The organism is Caballeronia sp., from assembly GCF_028292365.1.
Classification (GTDB): Bacteria; Pseudomonadota; Gammaproteobacteria; order Burkholderiales; family Burkholderiaceae; genus Caballeronia.
Genome location: NZ_JAQGMM010000590.1, coordinates 1 through 5,452 on the forward strand (window position 1 = coordinate 1; position 5,452 = coordinate 5,452).

Genomic DNA, 5,452 nt, shown 5'->3' on the forward strand with positions numbered 1-5,452 from the left:
GAGCCGGGCAGTTTTCAAGATGCCGGGCAGCACGGCGGCGATCTGTTCATCGCTTAAAGCGGCCAGCGCCTCGGGCGACTCGATCACCACATGCGGCGCTACCGGCACACCCGTACTCGCGATAAACCGCTTCTCCGCCACACGATCCTGCGCAATGGCGACGCATCGGCCGGCCGGGCTGACGAACGTGGTCTTGGCGAGAAAATCGAGGCTGGCGGCCGGCACGTTCTCAAATTCCGTCGATACCGCCGCGCACAAGCGCGCGAGCTCGGTCAGCGCGGTTTCGTCGTTGTAGGCGGCGCGCAGGTGTTTATCGGCGACGGAACCTGCCGGACTCGTTTCGTCCGGATCGAGGACCGCCACGCGATAGCCCATGGATTGCGCGGCGAAACAGAACATGCGGCCGAGCTGGCCGCCGCCGATCATGCCGAGCCATGCGCCCGGCTGAATGGGAGAACTGGGTTGCTGGATGTTTGCGTTCATCGTGTGGAGTCGTTCGCGGCCGAAGATGTTGCGTGAAACTGCTGCGCTCAGAGCGGCGGTAAGACCATTGCGTGCGCCACGTCGTTCTGGCGCGAGCGGAATGCGGCGAGTTTGTCGGCGTAGGCAGGTTGGGTGACAGCGAGAATGGAGACCGCGAACAGCGCCGCGTTCGCCGCGCCCGCCTCGCCGATAGCAAACGTCGCGACCGGCACGCCCTTGGGCATCTGCACGATCGAATGCAACGAGTCCACGCCCTTCAAATATTTACTCGATACCGGCACGCCGAGCACCGGCAACGTGGTTTTGGCGGCGAGCATGCCCGGCAGATGCGCCGCGCCGCCCGCCCCTGCGATGATCGCCACGAGGCCTCGCTCACGCGCGCTTTCGGCGTAGGCGAACATTTCGTCGGGCATGCGGTGCGCCGATACAACCTTCGCTTCGTAAGGCACGCCGAATTCCTGCAGGATCGCGACCGCGTTTTTCATCACGTCCCAGTCGGAACTGGAACCCATCAACACGCCGATCAACGGTGCGTCATGCGTGTGGGCCGCCGCGGCGGTCTGGACTTCGCTCATCGTGCTGCATTCCTTTGGGGTGGACAGGCCTTCGGCGGCCTTTTTCGGGTGATGCGGATAGAAAGCATTCGGCCATTATGGAATGGCTTCCGGGACTGGGCGCTGCAGGGTCCGTTGCTCGGGCGCGTTGCTCGGGTCCGTTGCTCGGGCGCGTTGCTCGCGTTCGTTGCCTTCGTGCGCTGACTGCCGGCAGCTTTTCCGTCACCAATATCGCGGCCAAGCCACCGGAACCGCCCGCATAAGCGAGCGGCGTCGCGCGCCGGCCCGGCCGCCTGAAACTTTACGCCAGCGACTGGCCGGTCAACCGTTGCAGCGCCTCTTCGTACTTCTCGGCTGTCTTGGCGATCACGTCGTCCGGCAATTTCGGCGCCGGGGGCGTTTTTCCCCACGATTGCGTTTCAAGCCAGTCGCGCACGAATTGCTTGTCGAACGATGGCGGGTTCGTGCCCACCTGATACCCGTCCGCCGGCCAGAAACGCGACGAATCCGCCGTCAGCACTTCGTCCATCAGGAACAATTCGCCGCGGTTATCGAGCCCGAATTCGAACTTCGTATCCGCGATGATGATGCCGCGCGTCGCCGCATACTCGGCCGCTTCCTTATACAGCTTGATCGAAATCTCGCGGATGGTGGCCGAGAGTTCCGTGCCAATCCGGCGTTCCATCTCATCGTAGGTGATGTTTTCGTCGTGATGGCCCATTTCCGCCTTCGCTGCCGGCGTGAAGATCGGCTCGGGCAGCTTTTCGGCGTTCTTCAGGCCCGGCGGCAATTCCACGCCGCAGACCGAACCCGTTGCCTGATAGTCCTTCCAGCCACTGCCGGCCAGATAACCGCGCACGACCGCTTCCACCAGGATCGGCTCGAGGCGCTTCACCACGACGGCGCGGCCTTTGACCTGATCAGCTTCATCGGCGGAGACAACCGTTGCCGGATCGATGCCTGTATTGTGGTTCGGCACAATGTGCGAGAGCTTCGCGAACCAGAAATCGGCCATCTGGTTCAGGACACGGCCCTTGTTCGGAATGGGCTCGCCCATGATCACGTCGAACGCCGAGAGGCGGTCAGTCGTAACAATCAGGAGTTGATCCTTGCCGACTGCGTAGTTGTCGCGGACCTTGCCGCGCCCAAGCAGGGGCAACGATTTCAGCGTGGATTCGTACAGCGGGGAATGTGAGGTGGACATCGTCATCTACCGGAAAAGTGCCGCAAATCAGGCTGAGAGAAAAAACCAACACGCCGTTCCCCGGAATTGCGGGAACGGCGGTTCGTGTCGGCTGACCCTGTGATGCGCCCGGGGCCAGCCTTTGCATTCGTTCTGCGGTTTGATACCCGGCGCAAAACCGGGCGACAAGCGCGACTCATCGCTATTGTAAACGCGTCGGGCGGATGGCTCGGTTTTGGTTCATCGACGGTGAGGCTGCGGGTGAAACCTGCTCGCCACGTCGTCGAGGATGGCCATCTCAAAAAAATCGTCCAGCGGGCCGTGCAAACGCCTGACTTGGGCCGTGCTGGTCTGAGAGTGCTCGATCTTGCCCGAGAGCACTGGTGGTGAAGCGTGTGAGTCCGCCAGCGCGAAAAACCTTAAAACGGATCTCCCACCCGCACGATCTTCATCGCGTTCGTTCCGCCGGCTTGCCCCATCGGCTCGCCAACAGTCAACACGACCATATCGCCGCGAGCGGCATATCCCTTCGATACAACCACCTCCAGCGCCTGCTGAAGCGCAACATCGCGATCGGTGTTCGTATCCAGGTGCAACGACGTGACGTTCCGATAAAGCGCCATCGTCCGCTCACTGCCGATGCGCGGCGTCAGCGCAAAAATGGGCACATGGGACCAGTGCCGCGACATCCAAAGCGCCGTTGCCCCGGACTCAGTCAAAGCAACGATCGCCTTCGCGCCCAAGTGGTAAGCCGTGAACAACGCGCCCATCGCAATCGATTGATCAATCCGCGTGAACGTGCGATCAAGGAAATCCTTGTCAAGCTCGCTCTGCTCGGACTTCTCCGCTTCCAGGCAAATGGCCGCCATCGTCTCGATGGTCGTCACCGGATACTTCCCCGCCGCCGTTTCCGCCGACAACATCACCGCGTCCGTACCATCCAGCACCGCATTCGCCACATCGGACACTTCAGCACGCGTGGGCACGGGCGCATGGATCATCGACTCCATCATCTGCGTCGCCGTAATCACAAACTTGTTCGACTCGCGCGCCATCCGGATCATCCGTTTTTGCAACGCCGGCACAGCCGCATTACCCACTTCCACCGCCAGATCACCACGCGCAACCATGATGCCGTCCGAAGCATCAAGAATGCCCTGCAACGCCGGAATGGCTTCCGCACGCTCGATCTTCGCAATCATCTTCGGCTTGATGCCATAGGGCGCGCCCGCGATGTTCGCCAGTTGCCGAGCCATCTCCATGTCCGTGGCGTTCTTCGGAAACGATACCGCCACAAAGTCCGCACCCAGCGACATTGCCGTCTTGATGTCCTCCATGTCCTTCTCGGTCAACGCCGGCGCCGTCAGGCCGCCGCCCTGCCGGTTGATACCCTTGTTGTTCGACAAGTCACCGCCCACTTTCACCGTGGTGTGAATCTCCTCGCCAATCACCCGGACCACGTCGAGCACGATCAGCCCGTCATTCAGCAACAGCACGTCGCCCGAGCGCAAGTCGCGCGGCAAATCCGGGTAATCCAGGCCAACACGTTCGTCATTGCCCAATTCACAACGAGCATCGAGGATGAACGAATTACCCGCAATCAACGTGACCTTGCCGTTTTCGAACTTGCCCACGCGAATCTTCGGGCCTTGCAAATCGGCCATCAACGCCACTTCGCGGCCGCACTGCTTGGCGGCGTCGCGAACGTATTGCGCGCGCTGGCGATGATCGTCGGCCGTACCGTGCGAGAAGTTGAAGCGAACCACGTCGAGACCTGCCTGCATCATTTGCAGCAGGATCTCAGGGGTGCTGGAAGCGGGGCCGATAGTGGCCACAATCTTTGTAGCGCGATGCATGGAATTCCTCGTCTGGGTGGTATCGCCTGAAACAGCGCTGCGAGTACGGTGTGCCGACGGGGATGAAGCTGTCTCCGCCTGCGAACGCGCGCCGGCTCGGGCCAGCGTCGCTTTGTGATGGCTATTCGATATCTGCCCGGCGACCGGAATCAGCGACGCACTCGCGCCACCAATCAAGACCGCCGTTTCTTTCCTTATTTCCTGCTTTGAATCCGAACCACGCCGGGCCGGCGTCGCAGCGGAACGCTTCGACTTGGCCGCTGCGCGAGCGGGGCCGGGGACAGGGATAGGTTTGCTCCCGACCGCCACCCTCGATCCAATCTCGGCGGCCACCGATAAACCAGCGTCGGCAACCAACTCTTCTTTATCTGCAGCAACTACGGACTCGGGACGATTGCTCTTCTGCGTGGCTCGTTTCATGGGCTCAGGCCCGCGATTCGAGCACTTCTACCGCCGGCAATGTCTTGCCTTCCAGGAACTCGAGGAACGCGCCGCCGCCCGTCGAGATGTAAGAGATCTTGTCGTGGATGCCGTACTTCTGGATGGCCGCGAGCGTGTCGCCGCCGCCTGCAATCGAGAACGCCGATGAGTTCGCAATTGCGTCCGCCAACGTCTTCGTGCCATTGCCGAACTGGTCGAATTCGAACACGCCAACCGGCCCGTTCCACACGATCGTGCCCGCCTTCTCCAACTGCGCGGCGAGCGCCTTGGCGGTATCCGGACCGATATCGAGAATCAGGTCATCGTCCTGCACCTGGTCCACGGCTTTCGTTTCAGCCTTGGCGTTCGCGGCGAATTCCTTAGCGGTCACAACATCGCTAGGAATGGGTACCGATGCCCCGCGCGCCCGCGCTTCGCTGATGATGGTTTTGGCTTCATCGACAAGATCCTTCTCCGCCAGCGACTTGCCGATCTTCAACCCCGACGCGAGCATGAACGTATTGGCAATCCCGCCGCCCACGATCAGTTGATCCACTTTCTCCGCCAACGACTTCAGGATGGTGAGTTTCGTCGAGACCTTCGATCCCGCGACAATCGCGACCAGCGGACGCTTCGGCTCGCCAAGCGCCTTGCCCAATTCATCGAGTTCAGCGGCAAGCAGCGGGCCGGCGCATGCCACCGGCGCATATTTCGCAATGCCGTGCGTAGTTGCTTCCGCCCGATGCGCGGTGCCGAACGCGTCGTTCACGTAGATATCGCAGAGTTTGGCGAGCTTCTGTGACAGCGCGTCGTCGTTCTTCTTCTCACCCTTGTTACAGCGGCAGTTCTCAAGCAGCACGACCTGACCCGGCTGCACCTGCACGCCGTCAAACCAGTCGGCAATCAGCGGGACATCGCGGCCGAGCAATTCGCCCAGACGCTTGGCCACCGGCGCA

Annotated in this window: 4 protein-coding genes and 1 pseudogene; all 5 read right to left on the reverse strand. The window is 61.6% G+C overall.

Features of this window, described 5'->3' with window-relative positions; genetic code table 11:
- Positions 1-483, reverse strand: a pseudogene (locus JWR14_RS34785) (5-(carboxyamino)imidazole ribonucleotide synthase); the annotation flags it as partial.
- A gap of 47 nt (positions 484-530) precedes the next feature.
- A complete protein-coding gene (gene purE, locus JWR14_RS34790) occupies positions 531-1,058 on the reverse strand; it encodes a 5-(carboxyamino)imidazole ribonucleotide mutase (protein ID WP_299718561.1) in 528 nt (175 codons plus the stop codon).
- Positions 1,059-1,338: 280 nt separating this feature from the next.
- On the reverse strand, positions 1,339-2,241 hold the full coding sequence (locus JWR14_RS34795; protein WP_299718563.1) for a phosphoribosylaminoimidazolesuccinocarboxamide synthase: 903 nt from the start codon (positions 2,239-2,241) through the stop codon (positions 1,339-1,341).
- A 398-nt stretch (positions 2,242-2,639) separates the two neighbouring features.
- Entirely contained in the window at positions 2,640-4,076 is a 1,437-nt protein-coding gene (gene pyk / locus JWR14_RS34800) for a pyruvate kinase (protein ID WP_299718568.1), read from the reverse strand.
- Positions 4,077-4,500: 424 nt separating this feature from the next.
- On the reverse strand, positions 4,501-5,452 hold a 952-nt coding region (locus JWR14_RS34805; protein ID WP_299718566.1), incomplete at its 5' end, for a phosphoglycerate kinase.